This window comes from Bdellovibrio reynosensis (assembly GCF_022814725.1).
Taxonomy (GTDB): domain Bacteria; phylum Bdellovibrionota; class Bdellovibrionia; order Bdellovibrionales; family Bdellovibrionaceae; genus Bdellovibrio; species Bdellovibrio reynosensis.
Genome location: NZ_CP093442.1, coordinates 623,779 through 645,526, shown reverse-complemented (window position 1 = coordinate 645,526; position 21,748 = coordinate 623,779). Strand labels below are relative to the sequence as shown.

Genomic DNA, 21,748 nt, shown 5'->3' with positions numbered 1-21,748 from the left:
GGTCTTGCGTCAGGTGGCCTATAGGAAATAAAGTAATACGCAGTGCATTAGATGATTCAACGCGGACATTTTATGGGTAAGAGGTTCCTACTCCGGCAAAGTCGGTGTGTATAAAGGAGACTTCTATGAACAAAATCATCCTTATTGCCTTGGTATTAGGGGCTACTACGGCTCAAGCTCAATTAGTAACTTCTAATTCAGCAGCACTGGGTGGCTTAAAGTCAGCCCGCCAACAAATGGAAGCTCAAACTGAATCAACAATCTTAGAAAAGCTGGAAGAGTCCCGCCTGCGTGACGAAGCCAACCGTCGCCAGCAGTTTGAGACTTTGAACTTTAGCGTAGTAAATGATGGATCTGCGCCAGTTCAAAATTCAACTGCACCGACACAACTTTAAAGTAGGCTGCTGATATAGACAGATCGGCTTGCGAGGATTAACTTAGTTTTATGACATTTAATCCTGCGAATTTTGCATCTAAGTTTTCATTTCTTATTGTTGTTATTGGCGTGATCATGCTTACGCAAATGGGGATTCATTATTCCAGTTTGAAGCTTGGTTTATCGGTGCGCCAGCGTTCCCTAAGATTCAGTCTTGGGCTTATTTGCTGGTTAAGTTTCTGCTGGGCCATCGTGCTTAGTGGAGTTGTTGAGCGAACTCCCTTCCCGGGGATTCCACTGTTTTTTCTGACTATGAATTTGGCAGCAGTCGCTTTTTCATTCTCGTCTTTCGGTAAGCAACTCTCGATTTTGCCTTTATCTTTTTTGATTGTATTTCAGGCGTTTCGGTTGCCGCTGGAATTGATTCTTCATTCTTGGGCGGGTCAGCAGACGATTCCAGTAACCATGACCTGGTCGGGGCAGAACTTTGATATTGTCACTGGGATTGCGGCACTGGCGATTGCACCTTTTGCCAATAAATTTAAAGCCCTTGCTTGGGGATTTAATATTTTGGGAATCGTATTGCTTCTAAACGTGATGAGGGTGGCAATGCTGTCATCACCATTGCCTTTTGCATGGGATGTTCAACCAAAACTTCTGCTAGCTCTTTATACACCTTATTTTTTGATTGGCGCAGTCTGTGTCGCGGGAGCATTAGCGGGCCATATTATTTTGACCCGCGCCTTGCTTCATGGAACTAAAAATTAGTTAGTTGGAACATCGTCAGGGTATGTGCTGCATTGAGCATCAATTTGAGTATCGCCTCAATTCTTGTGCTTGGAAACTTTGCGCTAAGTACCGATTACCAGCGTTGGAAGGATCCTTTTTTCAAACTGAATCTGGCAGTGACATAGAAAAAAACAAAGCCTAGTAGAGAGATCACTGCGGCGGTCCAGACATTCACATCGCTGACACCTAAGATGCCGTAGCGAAGGCCATTTATCAGATAAAGCAGTGGATTTAGTTTTGAGACCGCTTGCCAGAATGGATGCAGATTTTCGATGGATAGGAAGACCCCACCCAAGTATGTCAGTGGTAAAAGAATAAAAGCAGAAAAGGCTGAAAGTTGATCGAAGGTTTTTGCCCAGAAGGCGATACTGATGCCAATCATTCCAAAGATAAGGCCGGCTACGATTAAGAAAAACACAGTGGTTAATGGGTGAGCTACCATCAACCATTCCCCTTTTTGATAAAGCATAAAGAACGAGCCAACCAAATAAGTAATCACAGAGACGATGGAGCCACGAACGACGGCACCTAAGCTCATCGCCCAGATGATTTCATGGTCCGTGACTGGTGCGACTCTAAGGTCCTCAAGATCACCTGAAAATTTGGACGACACGATGGAAGAAGAAGAGTTTTGGAAGGAGTTATTAATTAATCCCATCATCATCAAACCAGGAATTAAAAATGCTAGATAACTAACACCTTGATGGGATGGCATTTGCCCGCCCAAAGAAACGCCGAATATCAAAAGGTATAAGAATGATGAAACAAAGGGAGTTATCACCGTTTGTACGATCACTTTCATAAATCGAGCGATTTCTCTTCTGAAGACAGTTACAAAACCTGTCATAGCGACACCTGTGGTTCTTTGTTGCTAACGATCTTTAAGAAGGCTTCTTCAAGATCACCTTCTTCAATTTGGATGTCTTTAATGACGTTGGTCGGAATTCCCGATTCGCTTAAGAACTCGCCTAATGGTTTACTTTGTGGTACCACGAAAGAGTAATTCAATCCTTTCACCTCTACCAAACTTGGTATTGTGATCGGCAAGGCTTGAGTCAGCATGATATGAATTTTTTTGAGTGTGTACTGGCGAATGATTTCCTTGGTGTTGCCAAGACAAACCAGCGACCCAAGATTAATAATACCGACACGGTCACAAAGCTCTTCTGCTTCTTCAAGGTAGTGGGTTGTTAGAAGAATCGACATTCCTTCATCGCGCAGCTCTTGCACGAATTTCCACAAGTCCTCGCGCAGACGAATATCAACACCCGCTGTTGGCTCATCTAGCAAAATTAATTTTGGGTTGTGCACCAAGGCTTTAGCAATCATCAAACGGCGCTTCATACCACCAGAAAGTTGTTTTACTTTTTTATTGCGATGTTCATAAAGCGCTAACTTGCTTAAAAGAAAATGAATGCGTTCGGTGTTTTTACGAAGACCGTAATAGCCTGACTGAAACTGCAATATTTCTTCGACATCAAAAAAACCCGAATTGATGATTTCCTGATGAACCACGCCGATTTGTTTTTTTGTGAACATCGGATCTTTAGAAACATCCACCCCGAACACCTTCACGTGTCCCGATGTTGGCTCCTCTAAAGTCGTGATGGTTGAAATGATCGTAGTCTTACCCGCACCGTTAGGCCCTAGCAGACCAAAGATCTCCCCGCCTTTGACATCAAAGGAAATTCCGCGAACAGCTTCGACGGAACTTCCTTCGTATTTCTTGCGCAGGTTTTCAATCTCTAAGGGTAAAATCACTTTAGCTCCTAGCGGGCGCGACTGATGCTTGTATGGAACTCTACGCTTGGATTTTCACGCTTAAGCCAATTCAAATCCCATTCTTGATTTACTAGAACTACCGGATTGTCTTGAAGGTCGCGGAACATATTCGCGCCACCTTTAAGCTCTGCCACAGCTTTGCCATCTTCGGTTCTTGGCCAACGAGCTACGCCATAAGGCAAACGATTTAATTTTACTTCCAAGTTGTATTCATCTTGAAGACGTCTTAGCAAAACTTCGAATTGAAGCTCACCGACCGCACCGATAATTGGATCTTGTGGACCCACCAGAGGATCAATGAACAATTGAATTGCGCCCTCTTCAGACAAATGGTTCAAAGCCTCTTGCATCTTTTGACGTTTCAAAGCGTCGCGCACTGAAAGGCGACCAAAAAGCTCTGGAGCAAATTTTGGAATGTCCTCAAAATGCACTTTACCTGAAGCAAAAACACAGTCACCGATAGCAAAGTTGCCAGTGTCGCCGACCCCGACAATGTCACCAGCATACGCATCATCAACAGTTTCTTTATCCGCAGCAACGAATTGGCTGGCATAAGAAAGGCGCAGCTCCTTATCGTGACGGGAATGTTTTACTTTCATTCCGCGCTCAAATTTTCCAGAACAGATGCGGATAAAGGCGATACGGTCGCGATGACGCTTATCCATATTGGCTTGAATCTTAAATACAAAGCCTGTGAAGTTATTGTCTAACGGATCAATCTGCTTATCGTCCTTAGTTTGACGCGCCTGTGGCCCCGGAGCGTACTGAGTGAAAAATTTTAAGAATGTATCCACACCGAAGTTTTGCTTTGCAGATCCGAAAGTCACAGGGGAAATAGTTCCATTCAAGAACTCATTCACATCAAATGGAGGCAGCGCACTTTCAATCAGATCAAGTTCTTCAAGAACTTGATCGGCAGATTCTTTATCTAGGTAATCATAAAGAATTTGATCGTCTTTGCCTTTTTCAAATGGAATGATTTTATAATCTTCTACTTCTTCACGACGTTGATCGTAGACCCAAATTTCTTTAGTCAGACGATTATAGATACCGCGGAATCTTTGTCCAATACCCAAGGGCCAAGTCACTGGATAACATTGCATGTTCAAAGTTTTTTCGACTTCGTCAATCAATGTTAAAGGATCTTTACCCTCTCGGTCCAACTTATTTACGAAAGTGAAAATAGGCACTTTGCGCAGACGGCACACTTCGTAAAGTTTTTTAGTACGTTCTTCCACACCCTTGGCAACGTCGATCAACATACAGGCAGAATCCACGGCCATCAAAACGCGATACGTATCTTCAGAAAAGTCTTTATGGCCCGGAGTATCTAGCAGGTTGACTCGCAAGCTATCGTAATCAAAGGTCATCACTGAAGAGGTGATGGAAATCCCCTTTTCCCTTTCCATGGCCATCCAGTCCGAGGTAACGGCCTTCGTGCCGCTTTTACCTTTTACTTCCCCTGTTTCATGGATCACGCCCCCGTGGTAAAGAAGCTTTTCGGTCAGAGTGGTTTTACCCGCATCCGGATGGGAGATGATCGCAAAGGTTCTGCGGCGTTGGATTTCTTTTTGGACCTGGGGTGTAGAGAGCATTTTGATTCCTTTAAAACATCGTTTTACGTGGAAAATCCGAAGGTTACAAGCTATTGGCGCTTTGCATATATAATCCCTTGAAATTCATTGTCCGCACATTTATAACCACTGGGAACTTTTAACTCCCCTTGGTTTGGAGCCAGCGGACGGATAATGAAGGTGACAATATGACTCACGCGTCGAACTATTATGTTACGGCTTTCTATAAATTTGTAAAGCTAGCAGATCTTCCTCAAATTCAAAAAGATTTAGAAAATAAGGCTGAAGAATTAAACGTAAAAGGTTTAGTTATTTTAGGCGAAGAAGGCTTTAATTCAACCTGTGCAGCCTCATCTCAAGAGTCGTTCCTTGCGTGGAAAGAATTTATTCGTTCTTACTTCCGTTCACCGGATCAATTTTTTAAAGATTCTGAATCTCACAAAGCCCCTTTTCGTCGCTTTAAAGTAAAAATTCGCGAGGAAATCGTGACCACTGGAATTCCAGAGATCATGCCGCCGGAAGGTAAAAATCAGCATTTAACGCCTGCAGAGTGGAATAAAGTTTTGAAGGAAGAAAATGATTTTGTGATGATCGATACCCGCAATTGGTATGAATACAAAATCGGAACTTTCAAAGGTGCATTAAATCCAAATATCGAAAAGTTCACAGACTTCCCGCAATACATCGAAAGCCAAGGTATTTCGAAAGATAAAAAAATGCTTATTTTCTGCACTGGCGGGATTCGTTGTGAAAAAGGAATCTTAGAGCTGCAAAAACAAGGTTACGATAATGTATTCCAGCTTGATGGCGGTATTATCAACTACATGAAAGAATTCCCGAACGATCAATTCGAAGGCGAATGTTTTGTTTTCGACCACCGTGTGGCGTTGGATCAAAATCTGCAACCCTCAACGAAATACGGCCTTTGTCCTCATTGCGGTCAACCTTCAGAAATTAAGATTGATTGCAAACGCTGTGATTCTGAAGAGCTTATCTGTGTTGATTGTGCGAAAGAAGAATTTAAAAAAGACACTTGTTCTAAAAACTGCGCCCACCAATACAAACTTCATCCAGACAAGAAAGGTGCAAAACAAATCGTGCCTTTTGAAGTAGAGAAGCTAAAAGCAGAAGGCAGCGATGAGTTGCCGACAATTCGCGTTTCTAAGACTAAAGTTGTCACGATTAATGCAAATGGTGAATCTAAAACGGTAACTAGCAAATTCTAGTTCGCACTTTGTTTTCTGAACAAATCCGCCACCCAGGCGTCGTTGATAGTGACCTGTTTATCAGTCAGCTGCAACTTCACCTGGGAGCGAAAATCTGGATTGTAACCCAGACGCTCTAGTTGGATTCCCTGACTGATAAAAAAATCCTTCATATCTTCCGCAGCGGCGCCGATGTCATAGGCTTCGTTGCCGTTAAGGTCTTTTTCTAACAACTCACAATAACTTAAAGTACGACTGTCTTTAGCGAGCTCTGGTTTCATCGCGACTGCTTTGGCAAGATAGTGCATGTTATAACTTTTCTGCAGAATCAAATCCATTTCGTCATGGCGCTCTTTTAAGTATTTTCCGACTTTATACATCTCAAAATAAAATTCAGCTTTTTTAAGAATGCTAGCATCCTCTGTCTGTTCTGCCTTCATGATCATGTCGAGCACTGATTGCATACCAGGGGCGCGAAATATGTATCGCAAAATCGGAGCAGCCGTTTCGACTAAGGGGTCTTTATTCAACAATGCACTGAAAAACAGATCAGATGAAACTGCGCCATGATGAAAATGACTTTTACTGGCAAGCTCAAGATGCCTACACACTTCTACTAGTGGTTTTCTAGTATCACTTAAATCATCAAGCAAAACTTTATATTGATGAATCGGCTCGGGATTTATTTCTTGAGTCAGTTTAGGATGGGCATAGGGCTTTTGTGATTTACTGGGTACCGACTTTTTAAAACTCGCAAAATCTTGTTTCAAAGCTTGGGAAATAATTTGCGGCGAAGGAAGCTGATGCAAGCCCCATAGCGCTAACACCAATAACGAAACTGCAAATAGACTTCCCAGGCTTAAAAGAATTTTTAATAGAGTTTTCATAGCTCACTTAGATCAGGTACTCAGGACCTCTCCCCTGTAATTCAGAAATATTTTCTGGGGATGTATGTCTTTCAAGTCGTTCATGCACAGACTTAACTCCGCGCACTTTTCTGACACAATTTATTAAAGGAATCACTTCCCGGGTAAGAATAGGACCCGTCAAGTAGACGTTTCCTTTATCTACGGTAACACGAATGGATTTTGGATGACTTAAGACTCTACCAAAGGCAGATCGCACGCGTAACTCTAAAGTGTGATCAGTGACAGCTCGACGTTCCATGCGCGCTTTGATTTCTTCTGTCGCGCCATAGATGCGATTGCTCATATCTTCTTTATATCTGAGACTGTTATCGATTCCCTTATTTACAGCACGAATCGCCTTGTCTCGAATATGAATGCGACGCGTACGTCCTCGTACAGGATCGAAAAAAAACATCGCCAATGCGCCGACTGCAGCCCCGATTAAAAGATTCTTTTTACCAGCCATGATCATCTCTCCTTAATAATCACACGCTAAAATTGTCGACCCGTTTTTGACGCAGAAGAAGTTGCGAAGGTGTAAGCGGTTAAAAAAACAAGGGCCTCATAATGCGGATCATCCAACTTGCGCTCATTTGACAAAAAAGGTACGATTGCCTGGATGTTAAAGAAGGCCTGCAAATACATCTTCTTATTTTTCCTGTTATTCAACGTGGCTTACCTAAGTCTCGATCTAGGATGTATTGGGGAGCTAACAGCTTCTTCTAGCCAAGTGGACGCCGATTCGCACTGCGATGAGACATCGGACCATACCAGCAACGAAGCCCAACACGATTGCTGCTTTTCACACTGTACCCATGTTCACTCTTATTTTTTTCCAAACATAGATTCAAACAACAGTCCCGTTGAAATTAAAAAAGAATATCTATCGAAATATTCATTTCATTACACTTCGTTAGGTCAAGATCGCCTTTATCAGCCGCCAAGGGTTTAAGCCTTTCCAATTTCTTGAGACTTAATATCTTGCGGAGGCTTTGCTTGCTAAATTCCATTATTCGATTTGCGTTAAATCATCGACTGCTTGTTATTTCTTTTTCAGCTTTGCTGATCGTTTACGGTGCTATCACCTTAAAGTCCCTTCCCATCGACGTTTTTCCGGATCTGACAAAACCTACGATCACTATTATGACTGAAGGTCATGGTCGCGCTCCTGAAGAGGTCGAAACCCTTATCACTTTGCCTTTAGAAAATTCTTTAAACGGAATTCCCGGCCTTGAAAGAGTTCGTTCTACATCGGGAATTGGTCTTTCAGTTATTTATTTAGAGTTTGGCTGGAAGGCTGATCTTTATCGTAGCCGTCAGCTTGTCGCAGAAAAGTTGCAACTAGCGCGGGAATACCTGCCAAAGGATACCCAACCCGTTATGGCCCCGATCGCGAGCCTTATGGGACAGATCCAACAAATTGCAATCTCGACAACTAATGAAAGCATTTCGCCGATTGAACTTAGAACCTTGGCTGAATGGACAGTACGACCTCGTTTGATGGCGATTCCTGGCGTAGCCCAGGTGATTTCAATTGGTGGCGGATTAAAACAATATCAGATCTCTATTTCGGCTGAAAAATTAAATCAGTACCAAATTACTTTAGAACAACTAGATACCTCATTAGAAAAAATCAGTCAGAACACCACCGGTGGATTTTTAGATAAAGACCGTCAAGAACTTTTAGTGCGTAACATTGGTGCGGTTTCATCTATAGAAGATATTCAACAAACTGTGGTGGGTCTGCATTTTGGCCGACCGATCTTAGTTAAAGATATTGCACAGGTTCAGGAAGGTGCACGAACGAAGCGAGGTGATGGAAGTTATTTAGGTAAACCTGCCGTCATCATGGTCGTACAAAAACAGCCAGGTGCAGACACTGTGAGCGTGACCCGTTCTGTGGATCAAGCCATTGCTGAAATGAAGTCGGGCTTTCCAAAAGATGTTTTAATTAATACCAACGTTTTCAAACAATCTCATTTTATTGAAAACGCTATTTCAGGAATTATTGGCAAATTAAAATTTGGGACCGTTCTTGTTTTCATAGTGCTTTTAGTTTTCTTGGCAAATTTAAGAATGAGTTTGATTACCTTAACGGCCATTCCTCTTTCCTTTTTTATCACCTTCATCGTCTTTAAAATCATGGGTCTTTCTGTAAATACGATGACCTTAGGAGGATTAGCGATTGCTATTGGTGAGCTTGTTGATGACTCTATCGTCGATGTCGAAAATATCTATCGCCGCTTCCGAGAAAATAAACTTTTAAAGAATCCAAAATCAGTTTTGAAAGTGGTCTTTGAGGCGTCATCAGAGGTTCGTAACTCCATCGTTCTTGCCACTGTGATCATTGCGTTGGTGTTTCTGCCGTTACTGAATCTAACGGGACTTGAAGGACGACTGTTTACTCCTTTAGCGATCTCTTATTTGACGGCTCTTCTTGCGTCGTTGCTTGTGTCTTTAACCATCACACCGGTTTTATCTTCTTATCTATTAAAAACCCGTGATGCCAATAAAGAGGCTCAGCACGATACAAAATTGGTAGCAAAACTAAAAGCCTGGGATGAAAAAGCATTAAAGGCTGTTTTAGATCATCCAAAAAAAGTCCTTGGTGGAACGGCTTTGGCATTTTTAATATCTCTTTCGCTAGTTCCATTTATGGGCAAAGACTTTTTACCACAGTTTAACGAAGGCACGGCGATGATCGCCGTTTTCGCCCCCCCGGGCATTTCATTAAAGACCTCCAATGAGATAGGCCTAGCAGCTGAAAGAAAAATCATGGAGGTTCCGGAAATCAAATCAGTATCTAGAAGAACAGGGCGCGCCGAACAAGATGAACACGCCATGGGTGTCAACGTCAGTGAAATCGACGTGGATTTTAAATCCGACAGCAAACGATCACGGGAAGAAATCCTAGATGATATCAGAACAAGAGTTGGCACCATTCCCGGCGTGGGAATCAATGTCGGCCAACCTATTTCCCACTTAATTGATCACATGGTTTCTGGCGTGAGCGCGCAAATCGCCATCAAGATTTTTGGTGAAGAACTTGAGACCTTAAGAGGAAAAGCCGCCGATGTTAAATTAGCTATTGCACCGGTCGCAGGCCTTGTTGACTTAAGAGTCGAACAGCAAGGACTTATACCTCAACTAAAGATACATGTACTACGTGAAGAGGCCGCCCACTTAGGAATCAGCTCTGGTGAAATCACAGAGCTATTAGAATCAGCCTTCAACGGCCACGTCATTTCACAAGTTCTTGAGGGACAAAAATTCTTTGATCTTTTTTATCGCTTTGATGAATCCTCCCGTACTTCCATGGATAAAATGGGTAACACCATTATCAAAGTTATGCCTGACGGAAGAAAAGTAAGACTTTCTGAAGTGGCCGATATTTATGAAACCGAAGGCCCTAATGAAATCAGTCGAGAAAACGGACAAAGAAGAATTATCATTTCTGCCAATGTTTCTGGTCGGGACTTAGGAAGCGTCGTTGCTGATATTCAGAAAAATATAAATGCAAAGGTTCAATTTCCCCAAGGATACTACGTCGTTTATGGCGGACAATTCCAAGCTCAAAAAGAGGCATCTGCGCGCATCTTACTTTTTGGCGCCATCTCTATTCTTGGTATTGCTTTGATCCTTTATTCAAACTTTCATTCAAAAATGATAACTGCACAAATTATGTTAACCATTCCATTTGCATTTATTGGTGGCATTATTTTGTTATTCTTCACCGATCGAAGTTTCACGGTAGCAAGCTTAGTTGGATTCATCACATTGTGTGGCATTGCCAGCCGTAATGGAATCATGATGATTTCCCATTACTTGCATCTGATAAAATACGAAGGCGAAAGCTTTTCAAAAGAAATGGTGATTCGTGGCTCCTTAGAAAGACTGATACCGGTTTTAATGACGGCAACAGTGGCGTCCTTGGCATTACTGCCGTTGGTCTTTGCGAAAGGCGAACCTGGGAGCGAAATCCTGCATCCTGTTGCCATAGTTATTGTTGGCGGACTGATTAGTTCAACATTGCTTGATATCATTGTCACACCCACGGTGTTTTATAATTTTGGAAAAAAAGCCGCGTTAAAATCAATTGAAGATAAAAACAAAGAGCTTATATAAAGGAGCACTTATGAAAAAAATAATCTTATCCCTTCTTTTTGTTTCAGCGACTTCTGTTGCCCACGAAGGTCACGATCATGGTCCCGGTGCCATCCAAGCGCCTAAGGGTGGCGTTGTTCGCTCGCTTGAAACCATCAACCTGGAACTTCTTTCTGGGGAAAAAAATGTTCAAATTTACGTTTATGGTACAGATATGACAGCAGCAAAGGTGAAGGATTATCCAGCATCACTGACTGTGGCTTTACCAAAGAAAAAAGCAGAGCACGTAAAACTGACAGACGCCGGGGACCACTGGACGGCTGAAATTGATCCTAAAAATGCACACAGATACACCTTGGAATTATCCATTAAGCAAGGTGGTCATGACGACAAAGTAAAATGGGTTGTTGAACCTAAAAAGAAAAAGTAAGCGAGGCTGTTATGGTAAGACTTCTTACCGTTTTATTTGCGATATTGATTCCATCTGCTGCTTTCGCCCAAACTGTAGTGGTATCATCAAAAAATCTTAGAACTTTAGTTGAAACCCGCAACGAGCGGGTTAAGGCCAAAGAATTCGAATACCAATCCGCCAAACTTAAAGTTGGCTCATGGGCCCGCTCTTACCTTCCGACGTTAGAACTTTATGGTGCTCAAGAATCTTTTAAAAAAGGGACGGCTGAAACAAAATCACAACCGACCTATGGTGCTGCACTGAATATGAATCTCTACAACGGCGGACAAGACAAATTAACGGAAGCAAGACACGAACTTGCTTCAGAAAGAAAGTCTTACGAAAAAGCGGTCACGTTAGCCGAACAACTTTCAGAAGCTCAAGCTATTTACTGGGACATTCTTTATCGTCGAGATTACCTTATCTTAGTTAAACAAGCTCAAGAATTGAATGCAACGAATCTTAAATCAGCAGTTCGTCGCATACAAAGCGGTGTTGCGACGGAAACGGATCGCATTGAATTTGAGATGAGAGACATTGAACTTAAGCAGATCTTGGATGAGGCAACACTCGCTCAAAAAAATCAGATCAACATGCTGAAACTTTTTTTAGGTTATGAAGAAGAAGCTTCTTTACAGTTTTCAGAAAGTTTGGAACATGATCATGATTGGCAAGGATTGATTCAACACTCTGAAAAGAACCATGATTTTTTAATCAAGCCTGTTGAACTTTTATCTGAGGAATTAAAAATTGAAGGCAAAGCAAGACAGCGCTATTTCTTACCGAAGCTAGAGGCCTATGCCGCCTACAATCAGTTCAACCAAAGGGAAGAAGACCCTGCTGATGAAGGCGAAAGACAAGAAACAGTGATTGGCTTGCGCTTGACGATGAATCTGTTTGATGGCTTTAAATCTCAACGCGAAAGCAGCGCCTTGAAAGCCGAAGCCCAAGCCATTGAAATGGAAGCACGCTTTAAAAAAAGAGAGTTGGATCTTCATCTTCATGCCGAGATGGAAGAATTAAATCTTTTGCACGGACAAGTTCATGATGCTGAACAAAACATCAAACATTCAGAAAAATATTTTAAACTGACTCAGTCAGAATATGCCCGTGGTGTTAAAAACTCTCCGGATATGTTGAGTGCTTCAGAAAAACTTTTCGCGACACAGGTAAAGATGATTGAAATCATCAAAAAATTCCAAGTCGCAAAAGCGCATTTGCTAGCAAAGTTAGGAAAATAATTTTTATTTAAGAATAAGAAGAAAATTGGTTGCGGGGGCAGGATTTGAACCTACGGCCTTCGGGTTATGAGCCCGACGAGCTACCAGACTGCTCCACCCCGCGACAGGTTGGGACTAGGTGATCAGTTATAGATGAAGGTCCTAATGAGGTCAATGCCTCAAATCTTATTCTCGAATATAATACTGCGTATCATTTGCCGTGCAATAAGGCACATTGACCCAATGAAAGGACGCTTTTGTACTTAGATTAGAACATCTTAGGAGGTTTCTGATGCGATACCTAACCGTGTTGCTCGCTTTCCTACTGTTTTCTGTTCTAACGCAAGCTCAGTCCTTATCAGCCTTTAAAGGGCAAAACCCGAAGGCGCTGGTGGTGTTAATCCCTGGAACGTGGAATTCCCTGATACCGGGAAATATTCGCAGAAACCCCATCAGCAAACAGTTGGAAGTGAATTCTTACTTTAGCTTAGATGTTGTGAATACTTGGGTCAGAAATGGTTATGCTGTCATTATCGTAAACGGATTACTTCCCTTCGGCGATTTTTCTGTGAATGCATCCATCGTTCAGCAGAAGGTTCATAACTGGTATTTCAAAAATTTTCCTAAGGCAGATATTCCAATTACTTTTCTAGGACACAGTGCCGGGGGCTTTTACGCTTTAAAAGCTGCAGAAAAGTCGCGCCACCTTCCGATTCGCAATATCATACTGTTAGCAACACCCCTTCATGGCAGCCCCGTGGCAGACGTGCTTTTTGAATCTGGGCCTTTTAGTCAAAGACTGCGAAGAGCTTTAGAAAAAGCCTCTGACTGCATCGATTTTCAAGGGGCCCTTCATCTGACCAGCCTGTCTGTACGAAGATTTTTAAAAGCTTTGCGAATTCCAGATGGAATAAAAATCTTTGCTACGGCAGGATCCCAACGCCCCCTTCGCTTTCCTGATTACTGGTTAGATGCACGCAGATTGAGTCCCCTCTTTTCTATTACGTCAAAGGTCATCCCTGAAGCTAATGATGGCGTGGTTCCCCTTTCATCCGCCTATGGAGTGGGTCTGCGACTGCGATACACCAGCGGCGAAACGGTTCCAATCAAAAGACTTACAAAGATCCAATGCCATCTTGATCATTCAGAACAATTCTTGGACTACCGTATTTTTAAATTGATGGGGTTCACCCGGATGAATGACATTCGCCAAGAGCAGATTTGGTTTTATGAAAGCTTGATTCAGCAACTCCCAACTCAGGTACATAGCAATTAAAGTTCACTTTAGGACAGTCGTGCTTTGTGCTAAATGTGAAACTTCATCAAAACATTGTTTCTAAAAGATTAAGTTTTTCCTGAACCATCTAGTCCCTCTACAAGAGCTTATTTGTATTCCGATGTATCGATGTAAAGTTACGGTCAAGGTAAGTTTCGCGAATCATTCGATGTGAAAGAGGAAGTATGAAGTTCAGCCGCAAAGTTCTTTTAAGTATAGCAATGGCCTGTATTATCTGCACAACAGCTGCCGTTCTAGTTTCTGCCAATCGTGTGAAACATTTTGGTGAACAAGAATTAGAAGAAAAATCACAAGCAATCCTTTCTCGCTTAGTTGTGGTGCAAGACTACATTGCTTCCCAAGGCGGACTTAATATCTCTATTGATCACGCGCTTAAGAATTTTCCAGACGGTCATTTATCCAAAGATGCCAAGCTTACTATTTTAAAGCAGGTACCGATCTTCGCAGCCATGCAAGTAGGTTCTGTAGGTGCTGAAGAAGAAGGATATAAGTTCCGCATTTTTTCAGATGAACCTCGTAATAAGGACAATGCAGCTACCGCTTCGGAGTTAGAAATTTTAAAACGTTTCGAAGCAGACAAGACCCTTAAAGATATCGTTGAAGTGAACGACAGTGAGGTGATTGTCTATCACCCGGTTCGTTTGGTTGAAAGCCAAGGTTGTCTTTCATGTCATGGTGACCCGAAGACATCCCCGTGGGGTAATGGCAAAGATATTTTAGGCCATCAAATGGAAAACTGGAAAGACGGAAAGCTTCATGGTGCATTTGCCATTATCTCTAGCAAAGCCGAAATCGAGGCTGCTGTCGCTAAGAGCACTTGGTATATTTTAGGCTGGTCTGCTGCTTTGGCTGTCGTTGCTATGATCTTAGGATATTTGACACTGAAAAGACCGATGCAAGCTTTATCAGGTATCGCGGAAAAGTTAGAAGAAGCCGGCACCGGCGTTTCTGATGCAAGTACGAATATTAACAGCGCCTCACAAAGCTTAAGTGAATCGTCTATGAGTGCGGCTTCATCGATCGAAGAAACCACCGCCGCCACGGAACAAATGTCGAGCATGATCAAACTAAACGCCGAACACACCGTAGAAGCAAAAAACTTAGCAGAAATCGCACAAACGAAAGTTCGTGACGGTCGCACAGAAGTCGAAAATTTGATTCAGTCCATGAACGAAATAACGAAGAGCTCTAAGAAAATTGAAGAGATCATTACTGTTATTGACGATATCGCATTCCAAACGAACCTTTTGGCATTGAATGCCGCTGTTGAAGCCGCCCGTGCTGGAGAGCAGGGTAAAGGATTCGCCGTAGTCGCTGATGCCGTTCGCAGTCTTGCGCAAAGAAGTGCGACTTCGGCAAAAGAGATTTCAGGTTTAATTTCTGAAAGCGTTGTTAAAATTGAAGAAGGTCACAAAGCTGTAAAATCAAGTGAATCAATGTTAACTGAAATCGTTGGCCAGATTGAAAAGCTAACGGCTTTAAATATTGAAATCAGCAACGCCAGCACCGAGCAATCTCAAGGTGTCAGCTCCATCAACGCGGCCATCAATGAACTAGATGGCGTCACCCAGAATAATGCTCTTTCGGCCCAAAAATGTGCTGAGGCGGCAGGTATGCTGACAGAACGATCTAATGAAATGCATTCGATGATGCAGGAACTTGTAGGTATCGTTGAAGGCAAAAAAGCCTCTTAAAGTCCGAAAAAATTGAGGACGTGCTGGGCAATAACAAACTCTTCATCCAAATCTAAGGGATCTTCTGGCAAGTACAGAGGGTCCTGATCAGAGCCCTTGTGAAGAGCCGAAAGTTTTTTGCTAGCTTGCTGCCAGTACAGACTTTGCCATTGCCGGTTTGTGTTTTGGGTAAACAGCTCACTTAACTGCAATCCCCTTTTAACTGCAGCACGGACCATTTTTTTCTTTCCAGGGAAATAGTAATCAACGGCTTTAGGAATATCCTCCGGCACTATTAATTCCAATAATAAATAAGTCGTGGCTAGCAACGCTAACAAGTATTCACGATACTGAGCTTTACTTTCCTGGGCCCATGGATGCTCCCCACCTGGGCGATAAATACTTCGGACATTTTCGAAGCACTGGGAATGCTCTTTACCTAATTCATCACCTAAAGCCAGATCCAAAACAACCACTAAGCTTTCTGCGAAATTTAAATATCTTCTTAGGTCAGCTTGCGAGTCAGGAGCTGGCGGAAGCAACTGCCACACAATTCGATGATTTTGCTCGTGATAAAGAGAAATTTCGCTGAACCTTAAAATCGCCGCCATAGCCTGATCGGGATCAGCGACCTGGTGATGATGATCTTTGAACCAACGAATTTCAGAAAGGAGCGGACTGTATTCTATATGGTTTGCGAATAAATCATGGGTACTAAGGGATCTCATCGTAGAGCATACTTTCGGATGAAACTCGCCTTTCATTTGAAAAAAGGTTTTTCTGCTATGACGATAAAGTGAACTTAAGGAAAGAAGTTGAGCATCAAAAGCACATTCTTTTAAAGTTAAGGATGAAAGATTTTTTTTCACCGGCAAAGCCATAATGTGATTCACTGAATTCAAATATTTTTTCAAAGCACTGTTCATGGGCTCAATATTACAGAGAATATAAATAGAGTCGACACTTAACCAAAATTTTTTGGATTTTTTGATGGCCCTCTCTTAATTCTACTTTCGTTGACGGCGTTAGTGAAATTATCTCACTCTATCGAAACAAAATTATAGGAGGTTTCTGATGAAAATGTTTCTTTTTCTTCTGCTTTCAGTTTCTGCCGCTACCGCAGGAGCAAAGTTCTTGGAAAGCCATTACGGTTCTTTGCGCACTCGTGGTTTTGAGCATCACTGTGCCTTTAAGAACAATACTGGTGGGACTTTGGATATGAAGTATGTGGTATTTACGTTTAGACCACTTTCTCCTGACAACAACGATTACGATGTTCAAGAACGTATCGATCAAGTTGTCCGCTCAGGTGAAACGGCTTACGCGAAAATCCACGAATCTCGCGATACGGCGGTTTATTGCCGCTTCTTAGCGCGCTAGTTTTCCAAAAAAAGAAGAGGCTTTTCTTTTGGAAAAGCCTCTTTAACTTTATTAGAAGGTCACTTCTAATTGTCTTTTAGCGGTTGCTACCAGAAGACGAAGAAGAAGATGATGAACGGTTTTGCCCCATCCCTTGACCAGATTGACCTTGTCCACCTTGGCGATTTTGGCCTTGGTTTTGATTTTGGTTTTGGCCTTGATTTTGATTTTGGTTAGATGAAGATTTTCCACCCGTATTTTGGTTCTGATTATTAGGCATTAGATCCCCCTTTTTTGAAAATCCTATCCCGCTTTCAGAAAATGAGAAGCATGATTATAAGCAGTAAAAAGAAATCCGTGCGAAGGAGCATGGAACGCAATCGTTTTTTATCGTTTAGCATTTAAAGTGAATTGAATCAGAAAAATAACAAAAACGATAAAGCAATTTCGACATAAAAAAGACCGTCCCCTTGGACGGTCTTTCACTCGACTCATAAATGAGCTTCTTGGCTAACTATGAGGTTGGAACATTGAAGTCATCATCTTCATCATCCCAATTTTCACTTTCATCGAAATCATCGTCCATATTCGAACCTGCTTTATTTGATGATTGCGATTCTTTATTAGCGAACTGAGAAGAAGATTCTTCTTTGTTTTTGCCTCCAGCTTGCATACCTTGAGGAGCCATTCCTTGAGTTGTTCTAGGTGTTACTTCTTTGTTAGGCATAACTACCTCCTAGTAACTTGCTTTAATTCTACAGCAAATTTCACAGAGGGAATGGAAAGGTCGAGAATTTTCAGTCTAATGGGCAGCCGTTATAGGGCTTTCTTGTAGGCCTTAGCTGCCCTTACCAAATGAACTGTGTCATCCGAAAGATCAAAATAAATACGCAACTCAAGGTTCTGAAGATCAGCTCGAACTTCTATAGCTTTTTGTATAAGGATGGATTCAGGGACCGAAGGGTATTGGTGACGAACGAAGTTTTCAATGAAACCAGTAAGTATAGAATCACTTAGCGCGGACATTGGAATTTCAACGAAATTGGATACACCGATTTTTTTATCACTGGCCATAAATACCCATGTTTAGATGTTAACCCAAATCAGTTTACAGGTAAATATGTGTTTATTTACTAAAGCCTAAAGATGCGAAATAAGTTCTTTCGCCAGACCTACGCCCATGAAAATAAGCGTGGTCACAATAGCCATGGCAGGATAATACCAACCGGGAGTGTCTTGTAGATTATTTGGGCGCGACATGACACTCCAAGTTCACACATTGCTTAGCAGCCATAATACTATCGGTATTTTCCCGCCTTGCTGAAGACCATCTTAAAAATTTAAAAGATTTTTTCCATCATCTTTTATTTCTCTAGGAATCGAAATTTGAGAATTGAAGTTGTGACCCTTTAAAATATATCCAACGCCTCTTACCGTTTGAATAAGTGGACTTTGAAAGCCACTGTTTAATTTTGAGCGCAGTCGACAGATCAAAACATCGACAATATTTGTTTGCGGATCAAAATCGTAATTCCAAATCTCTTTTAGAATCACTTTTTTAGAAACGATCTGATTGGGGTGACGCAAAAAAAGACATAACAAATCATATTCGACACCATGTAAATCTAGAGGCTTCCCTTCCCGAGACACTTTTCTTGAAAGTCGATTCAGCTTCAAATCTTGAAATTCCAAAGTCGTTACTTCCACGCTTTTTTGCGTGCGTTTAAGAAGATTCTTAATGCGAATTTGTAATTCCAAAACCGAAAATGGTTTCAAAAGATAGTCGTCCCCACCCAAGGTCAATCCTTGCACACGATCATCAACATTATTTAATGCACTTAAGATTAAAACAGGAAGTTGAGGCTTACTTTCACGAAGGGTTTTTAAAATTGCAAAACCATTTACTTTCGGAAGCATAAGATCTAGGACAATGAGATCATAACTTCCGGTTTGCAATTCTTCTAATCCCTGTTGCCCGCAATGAGCGACATGGCTTTCGAAACCAAGTTCACTGACTGCTTTTTTAGTTATTGCCGCAATTTCAATATCATCTTCCAAAATCAGACAATGCATTTCATCCCCCGCTGTCGTCTTAGAGAAATCTAATCACGAAGTTAAAAAACAAAAAAGTGTGAATATATGGGATTTCTTACACTTAAAAAGGCGCTCGTCACTTTGCTCATTTTATCTACAAAATCAGACTAGAGACACTATATATAGAGACGGAAGAGGCGCTTCACCACTGGTATTTCCGCGGCAGAAGAAACGGACAATTTAAGATTTTTGATAAGAAAATAAAAAAATATCCATTTTCATTAGAGATTGGATATTCAGCGAATCTAATTTCATATTAGCAATTGTTTAGAAGAATGGAATTACGGCAAAGTACTAGCGAAAATTTACTACTATTTTTTCTTTTCTGAAAACTCGCAGTGCAAACAAACTCGTGAATAAGGACTGAGTCTTAAACCCTTTCTTAAAAAGGCTTCGCGACATTGAGGACAAACAGCGTTTGCCAAACGAAGAGTGCAAACAATCAGACCCAACCCGCAAATCAAAAATATAAAAGAGCTGATATTTAGAATAATACGGGATCCTTCCGACACAAAACACAGCGTTGGTGCGACGACAAGAAAACCAAATAAAAAACTCAAAGCTGCTACCCTAGTTTGTTTAACATCCTTCATCATCTGCACCACCAAGTTGTGATCACTTTTGTAGATATCTTAACAACTTGAAGCAATGAAAGAAACTAAAACTAAACAAATTTTAATTCAAAAGATGTTTTGGACTTGAGCGCTGAATTTAATCAAAATATTCTTCTAGGACAAACTCTATTGGTGATGAGGAAAAATGAAACATCTTCTTACAGCGACATTTCTTATAACACTTGTTTTAATTTCTGCTTGTACAACCTCACCTACGGGTCGACGTCAGCTTTTGCTTCTTCCTGAGTCGCAAATGCAAGAGATGGGCGCGCAAGCGTTCACGGAAATGAAGGGTAAGACCCCTACTGAAAAAGATCCTAAGTTAAATAACTATGTAAAATGCATAGTCGATCATCTTGCTGTGCAAATCAAAGAAGGTGAAATTCCCAAACAATGGGATGTGGTTGTCTTTAAGTCTGATGAAGCAAATGCCTTTGCACTTCCTGGCGGAAAAGTCGGAGTTTACACCGGCCTTCTTAAAGTCGCAGCAACCCAAGATCAATTAGCAGCGGTTATCGGCCACGAGATGGGTCATGTAATTGCCCAACACGGAAACGCCCGGGTGTCTGAGACTCTGGTAGCCCAAGGCGGATTAGATATCGTCAACACGGTTCTCGCACAAAGGCAGGGACAGAATTATGATCTTTTGATGGCGGGACTTGGTTTAGGAGCACAGTACGGCGTTCTGATGCCCCACGGTCGCGCACAAGAAAGCGAAGCTGACGTGTTGGGCCTGCAGCTTATGGCCAAGGCGGGATTTGACCCTCGAGCTTCTGTGGAGCTTTGGAAAAACATGGGAAAAGCCGGCGGCTCACAACCTCCTGAATTTCTTTCAACCCATCCCTCCCATGGGACCCGTATTGAAAACCTCAATGACAATATGAAGAACGCCTTGGCCCTTGCTAGCCAAAGCACTTCAAAGCCAAACTGTGTTCGGTAATTTCGCGATGACTTTAAACTTTGGCACATGTATACCCGTAAGGCGAGGATACTATGTCTGAAGAACGTTTGATCGACATTGAAACAAAAATTTTGCACCAAGAACACCTGATCGAAGAACTGAATCAGGTTGTCTATTCTCAGCAAAAGACTATCGATAAACTAGAAACTTTGTTGACTGGATTAACAAAACGCCTGAAAGAAGCTTTAGGCGGCGAATCTGACGACATTAGACCTAACGAAAAGCCCCCGCATTACTAGGACAGATACCCGCTGCCAGGACACATTAGTCCTGGTTTATTTTATCAGCTCTTCGTGAGCCATCTTTACTTCCTCCACGCCCATTCTTAGCATCAGTCCAAGTGGAGGTTTCTATGAAATTAATATTATTATTGGCACTAGGTTTCGGATTCAGCCTGTCAGCGCTGGCTTCCGAAGAAACTATCGGTGGGCGTGGGACCTTGGAAAATATTTTTCCAGTATCCGGAGAATCCTTGTCTTTGCCTGATTTTGCTGAGCGACTAACGACACCGCAAACCGAAGACGTCAACTCTTCAACCTATACCTGCAGAGCTTGGACAAACTGTCCTGGAGGATTCCGCATCTCATGCTGGTCAAGAGGTTATCGTTGTTATTCTGAGGTGACGCCGGGATATCGAGTGTATTGCAGCGCCACTTCACGCAGTGGACGAACTGATTACTGGGTTTATTATTGCTACTAAAGTGTCACTGGCGTTTTTAAAGGACGCACTTTTGTCGTCGAAAAATTATCGAGAGATTCCCAATGATCCCGAAGAAACTGCTTTATTTCTTTGGGATCTTTACTTTGTAAGGACACCCACTTTTGAATCGCTGATTCTTTAATAAAGATAGGACTGCGATCATGGCCAGCTTTAGCGATGAATGGATATGGTGGTGAAGTCAAAATCGCGTAGGACTCAATCACCTCTCCGGTGGTTGCATCTTTCCAGCGATCCCAGATACCGGCAGCATGAAGAATTTTTTCTTTCCCAAAGGCCACCATGTTACCCCCCAGCTCCCCTTCATAAATCGGCTCTATAAAAGTTGTAAGGGGAACGACGCAGTGACGTTCGACGAAGGGCCCCTTCCAAGTAGGCTTCGTTTCAATATCTTCGATACGCGCATTATAGGTGGCAAACTTCACGCGACGGTCTTTGGACCACGACGGCACCAGGGAATAATTTAATTTCGAAAGCCTTCCGTCTTTAAAAACGATTCCCGGTTTGTAGGGAAAGACCTGCATGTCGATAAGTTCTTCGAACTTTTCGTCAATATCAGCATGATAGATATCTGCTAGACGCTTGGCCTCAGTCTTTAAGGTATACTGTGAGCACATGGGTTC

The 21,748-nt window shown here is 42.1% G+C and carries 24 protein-coding genes, 1 tRNA gene and 1 pseudogene; 14 read left to right on the top strand and 12 right to left on the bottom strand.

The window, feature by feature from the left end; genetic code table 11:
- Positions 1-125: 125 nt before the first annotated feature.
- Together MNR06_RS02960 and MNR06_RS02955 are read left to right on the top strand one after the other, a co-directional pair.
- Positions 126-395: a hypothetical protein gene (locus MNR06_RS02960; RefSeq protein ID WP_243538533.1), complete on the top strand. Its 270-nt coding sequence runs from the start codon at positions 126-128 to the stop codon at positions 393-395.
- A 50-nt stretch (positions 396-445) separates the two neighbouring features.
- Positions 446-1,144 carry a hypothetical protein gene (locus tag MNR06_RS02955; protein WP_243538532.1) on the top strand — a complete coding sequence of 233 codons (699 nt, stop codon included), beginning with the start codon at positions 446-448 and terminating at the stop codon, positions 1,142-1,144.
- A gap of 94 nt (positions 1,145-1,238) precedes the next feature.
- Here MNR06_RS02955 and MNR06_RS02950 read toward each other — a convergent pair whose 3' ends face one another.
- From MNR06_RS02950 to MNR06_RS02940, 3 genes are read right to left on the bottom strand one after another with little or no spacing between them, the layout of a single operon-like run.
- Positions 1,239-2,012: an ABC transporter permease gene (locus MNR06_RS02950; protein WP_243538531.1), complete on the bottom strand. Its 774-nt coding sequence runs from the start codon at positions 2,010-2,012 to the stop codon at positions 1,239-1,241.
- The gene (locus MNR06_RS02945) at positions 2,009-2,926 is read right to left on the bottom strand and encodes an ABC transporter ATP-binding protein (protein ID WP_243538530.1); all 918 of its coding nucleotides are present in this window, start codon (positions 2,924-2,926) and stop codon (positions 2,009-2,011) included. Before MNR06_RS02945 ends, MNR06_RS02950 begins: the two co-directional genes overlap by 4 nt.
- 8 nt (positions 2,927-2,934) lie before the next feature.
- Positions 2,935-4,542, bottom strand: a complete 1,608-nt coding sequence (locus MNR06_RS02940) for a peptide chain release factor 3 (protein WP_243538529.1) — start codon at positions 4,540-4,542, stop codon at positions 2,935-2,937.
- A 167-nt stretch (positions 4,543-4,709) separates the two neighbouring features.
- Between MNR06_RS02940 and trhO the strand changes: the two genes are divergently transcribed.
- Positions 4,710-5,747, top strand: coding sequence for an oxygen-dependent tRNA uridine(34) hydroxylase TrhO (gene trhO / locus MNR06_RS02935; RefSeq protein WP_243538528.1), 1,038 nt, complete (start codon positions 4,710-4,712; stop codon positions 5,745-5,747).
- On the opposite strand, the gene MNR06_RS02930 is transcribed toward trhO, so the two are convergent.
- Positions 5,744-6,613: a hypothetical protein gene (locus MNR06_RS02930; protein ID WP_243538527.1), complete on the bottom strand. Its 870-nt coding sequence runs from the start codon at positions 6,611-6,613 to the stop codon at positions 5,744-5,746. The two genes, trhO and MNR06_RS02930, sit on opposite strands and share 4 nt — an antisense overlap.
- Before the next feature lie 7 nt (positions 6,614-6,620).
- On the bottom strand, positions 6,621-7,100 hold the full coding sequence (locus MNR06_RS02925) for a BON domain-containing protein (protein WP_243538526.1): 480 nt from the start codon (positions 7,098-7,100) through the stop codon (positions 6,621-6,623).
- Between the two features lie 117 nt (positions 7,101-7,217).
- On the opposite strand from MNR06_RS02925, the gene MNR06_RS02920 reads away from it, so the two are divergent.
- The 4 genes from MNR06_RS02920 to MNR06_RS02905 are packed head-to-tail and all read left to right on the top strand — an operon-like array spanning position 7,218 to position 12,430.
- Positions 7,218-7,586 (top strand): hypothetical protein, encoded by a 369-nt coding sequence (locus MNR06_RS02920; RefSeq protein WP_243538525.1) that lies wholly within the window; start codon positions 7,218-7,220, stop codon positions 7,584-7,586.
- A 44-nt stretch (positions 7,587-7,630) separates the two neighbouring features.
- Positions 7,631-10,759 carry an efflux RND transporter permease subunit gene (locus MNR06_RS02915; protein ID WP_243538524.1) on the top strand — a complete coding sequence of 1,043 codons (3,129 nt, stop codon included), beginning with the start codon at positions 7,631-7,633 and terminating at the stop codon, positions 10,757-10,759.
- A 10-nt stretch (positions 10,760-10,769) separates the two neighbouring features.
- Positions 10,770-11,168, top strand: a complete 399-nt coding sequence (locus tag MNR06_RS02910; RefSeq protein ID WP_243538523.1) for a hypothetical protein — start codon at positions 10,770-10,772, stop codon at positions 11,166-11,168.
- 11 nt (positions 11,169-11,179) lie between these two features.
- Complete coding sequence (locus MNR06_RS02905; protein WP_243538522.1) at positions 11,180-12,430, top strand: TolC family protein; 1,251 nt, start codon at positions 11,180-11,182, stop codon at positions 12,428-12,430.
- A gap of 26 nt (positions 12,431-12,456) precedes the next feature.
- Here MNR06_RS02905 and MNR06_RS02900 read toward each other — a convergent pair.
- A tRNA-Met gene (locus MNR06_RS02900) sits at positions 12,457-12,533 on the bottom strand.
- Positions 12,534-12,701: 168 nt separating this feature from the next.
- Between MNR06_RS02900 and MNR06_RS02895 the strand changes: the two genes are divergently transcribed.
- The 3 genes and pseudogenes from MNR06_RS02895 (at position 12,702) to MNR06_RS16760 (ending at position 15,400) form a co-directional block, all read left to right on the top strand.
- Positions 12,702-13,685 carry a lipase family protein gene (locus MNR06_RS02895; protein WP_243538521.1) on the top strand — a complete coding sequence of 328 codons (984 nt, stop codon included), beginning with the start codon at positions 12,702-12,704 and terminating at the stop codon, positions 13,683-13,685.
- 185 nt (positions 13,686-13,870) lie between these two features.
- Positions 13,871-14,470: pseudogene (locus tag MNR06_RS16765) on the top strand (Tll0287-like domain-containing protein); the annotation flags it as partial.
- Between the two features lie 96 nt (positions 14,471-14,566).
- Complete coding sequence (locus MNR06_RS16760) at positions 14,567-15,400, top strand: methyl-accepting chemotaxis protein (RefSeq protein ID WP_456237216.1); 834 nt, start codon at positions 14,567-14,569, stop codon at positions 15,398-15,400.
- Here the strand turns inward: MNR06_RS16760 and MNR06_RS02885 are convergent.
- Positions 15,397-16,305 (bottom strand): hypothetical protein, encoded by a 909-nt coding sequence (locus MNR06_RS02885; protein ID WP_243538519.1) that lies wholly within the window; start codon positions 16,303-16,305, stop codon positions 15,397-15,399. The genes MNR06_RS16760 and MNR06_RS02885 overlap by 4 nt on opposite strands.
- Before the next feature lie 148 nt (positions 16,306-16,453).
- Between MNR06_RS02885 and MNR06_RS02880 the strand changes: the two genes are divergently transcribed.
- Positions 16,454-16,759 (top strand): hypothetical protein, encoded by a 306-nt coding sequence (locus MNR06_RS02880; protein ID WP_243538518.1) that lies wholly within the window; start codon positions 16,454-16,456, stop codon positions 16,757-16,759.
- Between the two features lie 76 nt (positions 16,760-16,835).
- On the opposite strand, the gene MNR06_RS02875 is transcribed toward MNR06_RS02880, so the two are convergent.
- The 4 genes from MNR06_RS02875 to MNR06_RS02860 all read right to left on the bottom strand — a co-directional run bounded on the left by MNR06_RS02875 (position 16,836) and on the right by MNR06_RS02860 (position 18,811).
- Positions 16,836-17,018 carry a hypothetical protein gene (locus MNR06_RS02875; protein ID WP_243538517.1) on the bottom strand — a complete coding sequence of 61 codons (183 nt, stop codon included), beginning with the start codon at positions 17,016-17,018 and terminating at the stop codon, positions 16,836-16,838.
- Between the two features lie 234 nt (positions 17,019-17,252).
- Positions 17,253-17,465 (bottom strand): hypothetical protein, encoded by a 213-nt coding sequence (locus MNR06_RS02870; protein WP_243538516.1) that lies wholly within the window; start codon positions 17,463-17,465, stop codon positions 17,253-17,255.
- 89 nt (positions 17,466-17,554) lie between these two features.
- Positions 17,555-17,812 carry a YheU family protein gene (locus MNR06_RS02865; protein ID WP_243538515.1) on the bottom strand — a complete coding sequence of 86 codons (258 nt, stop codon included), beginning with the start codon at positions 17,810-17,812 and terminating at the stop codon, positions 17,555-17,557.
- Positions 17,813-18,070: 258 nt separating this feature from the next.
- Positions 18,071-18,811, bottom strand: a complete 741-nt coding sequence (locus MNR06_RS02860; protein WP_243538514.1) for a response regulator transcription factor — start codon at positions 18,809-18,811, stop codon at positions 18,071-18,073.
- 780 nt (positions 18,812-19,591) lie between these two features.
- Between MNR06_RS02860 and MNR06_RS02855 the strand changes: the two genes are divergently transcribed.
- The 3 genes from MNR06_RS02855 (at position 19,592) to MNR06_RS02845 (ending at position 21,107) form a co-directional block, all read left to right on the top strand.
- Positions 19,592-20,386, top strand: coding sequence for a M48 family metallopeptidase (locus MNR06_RS02855; RefSeq protein ID WP_243538513.1), 795 nt, complete (start codon positions 19,592-19,594; stop codon positions 20,384-20,386).
- 53 nt (positions 20,387-20,439) lie between these two features.
- Complete coding sequence (locus MNR06_RS02850; protein WP_243538512.1) at positions 20,440-20,646, top strand: SlyX family protein; 207 nt, start codon at positions 20,440-20,442, stop codon at positions 20,644-20,646.
- A 113-nt stretch (positions 20,647-20,759) separates the two neighbouring features.
- Entirely contained in the window at positions 20,760-21,107 is a 348-nt protein-coding gene (locus tag MNR06_RS02845; protein ID WP_243538511.1) for a hypothetical protein, read from the top strand.
- On the opposite strand, the gene MNR06_RS02840 is transcribed toward MNR06_RS02845, so the two are convergent.
- Positions 21,104-21,742 (bottom strand): SOS response-associated peptidase, encoded by a 639-nt coding sequence (locus MNR06_RS02840; protein ID WP_243538510.1) that lies wholly within the window; start codon positions 21,740-21,742, stop codon positions 21,104-21,106. The two genes, MNR06_RS02845 and MNR06_RS02840, sit on opposite strands and share 4 nt — an antisense overlap.
- Positions 21,743-21,748 lie beyond the last annotated feature (6 nt).

Excerpts from the sequence above, each read along its gene's own strand:
- MNR06_RS02960 (WP_243538533.1), top strand. The coding sequence starts at position 126 with ATGAACAAAATCATCCTTATTGCCTTGGTATTAGGGGCTACTACGGCT.
- MNR06_RS02955 (WP_243538532.1), top strand. The coding sequence starts at position 446 with ATGACATTTAATCCTGCGAATTTTGCATCTAAGTTTTCATTTCTTATT.
- MNR06_RS02950 (WP_243538531.1), bottom strand. The coding sequence starts at position 2,012 with ATGACAGGTTTTGTAACTGTCTTCAGAAGAGAAATCGCTCGATTTATG.
- MNR06_RS02940 (WP_243538529.1), bottom strand. The coding sequence starts at position 4,542 with ATGCTCTCTACACCCCAGGTCCAAAAAGAAATCCAACGCCGCAGAACC.
- trhO (WP_243538528.1), top strand. The coding sequence starts at position 4,710 with ATGACTCACGCGTCGAACTATTATGTTACGGCTTTCTATAAATTTGTA.
- MNR06_RS02930 (WP_243538527.1), bottom strand. The coding sequence starts at position 6,613 with ATGAAAACTCTATTAAAAATTCTTTTAAGCCTGGGAAGTCTATTTGCA.
- MNR06_RS02925 (WP_243538526.1), bottom strand. The coding sequence starts at position 7,100 with ATGGCTGGTAAAAAGAATCTTTTAATCGGGGCTGCAGTCGGCGCATTG.
- MNR06_RS02910 (WP_243538523.1), top strand. The coding sequence starts at position 10,770 with ATGAAAAAAATAATCTTATCCCTTCTTTTTGTTTCAGCGACTTCTGTT.
- MNR06_RS02905 (WP_243538522.1), top strand. The coding sequence starts at position 11,180 with ATGGTAAGACTTCTTACCGTTTTATTTGCGATATTGATTCCATCTGCT.
- MNR06_RS02895 (WP_243538521.1), top strand. The coding sequence starts at position 12,702 with ATGCGATACCTAACCGTGTTGCTCGCTTTCCTACTGTTTTCTGTTCTA.
- MNR06_RS16760 (WP_456237216.1), top strand. The coding sequence starts at position 14,567 with ATGATCTTAGGATATTTGACACTGAAAAGACCGATGCAAGCTTTATCA.
- MNR06_RS02885 (WP_243538519.1), bottom strand. The coding sequence starts at position 16,305 with ATGAACAGTGCTTTGAAAAAATATTTGAATTCAGTGAATCACATTATG.
- MNR06_RS02880 (WP_243538518.1), top strand. The coding sequence starts at position 16,454 with ATGAAAATGTTTCTTTTTCTTCTGCTTTCAGTTTCTGCCGCTACCGCA.
- MNR06_RS02875 (WP_243538517.1), bottom strand. The coding sequence starts at position 17,018 with ATGCCTAATAATCAGAACCAAAATACGGGTGGAAAATCTTCATCTAAC.
- MNR06_RS02870 (WP_243538516.1), bottom strand. The coding sequence starts at position 17,465 with ATGCCTAACAAAGAAGTAACACCTAGAACAACTCAAGGAATGGCTCCT.
- MNR06_RS02865 (WP_243538515.1), bottom strand. The coding sequence starts at position 17,812 with ATGGCCAGTGATAAAAAAATCGGTGTATCCAATTTCGTTGAAATTCCA.
- MNR06_RS02860 (WP_243538514.1), bottom strand. The coding sequence starts at position 18,811 with ATGCATTGTCTGATTTTGGAAGATGATATTGAAATTGCGGCAATAACT.
- MNR06_RS02855 (WP_243538513.1), top strand. The coding sequence starts at position 19,592 with ATGAAACATCTTCTTACAGCGACATTTCTTATAACACTTGTTTTAATT.
- MNR06_RS02850 (WP_243538512.1), top strand. The coding sequence starts at position 20,440 with ATGTCTGAAGAACGTTTGATCGACATTGAAACAAAAATTTTGCACCAA.
- MNR06_RS02845 (WP_243538511.1), top strand. The coding sequence starts at position 20,760 with ATGAAATTAATATTATTATTGGCACTAGGTTTCGGATTCAGCCTGTCA.
- MNR06_RS02840 (WP_243538510.1), bottom strand. The coding sequence starts at position 21,742 with ATGTGCTCACAGTATACCTTAAAGACTGAGGCCAAGCGTCTAGCAGAT.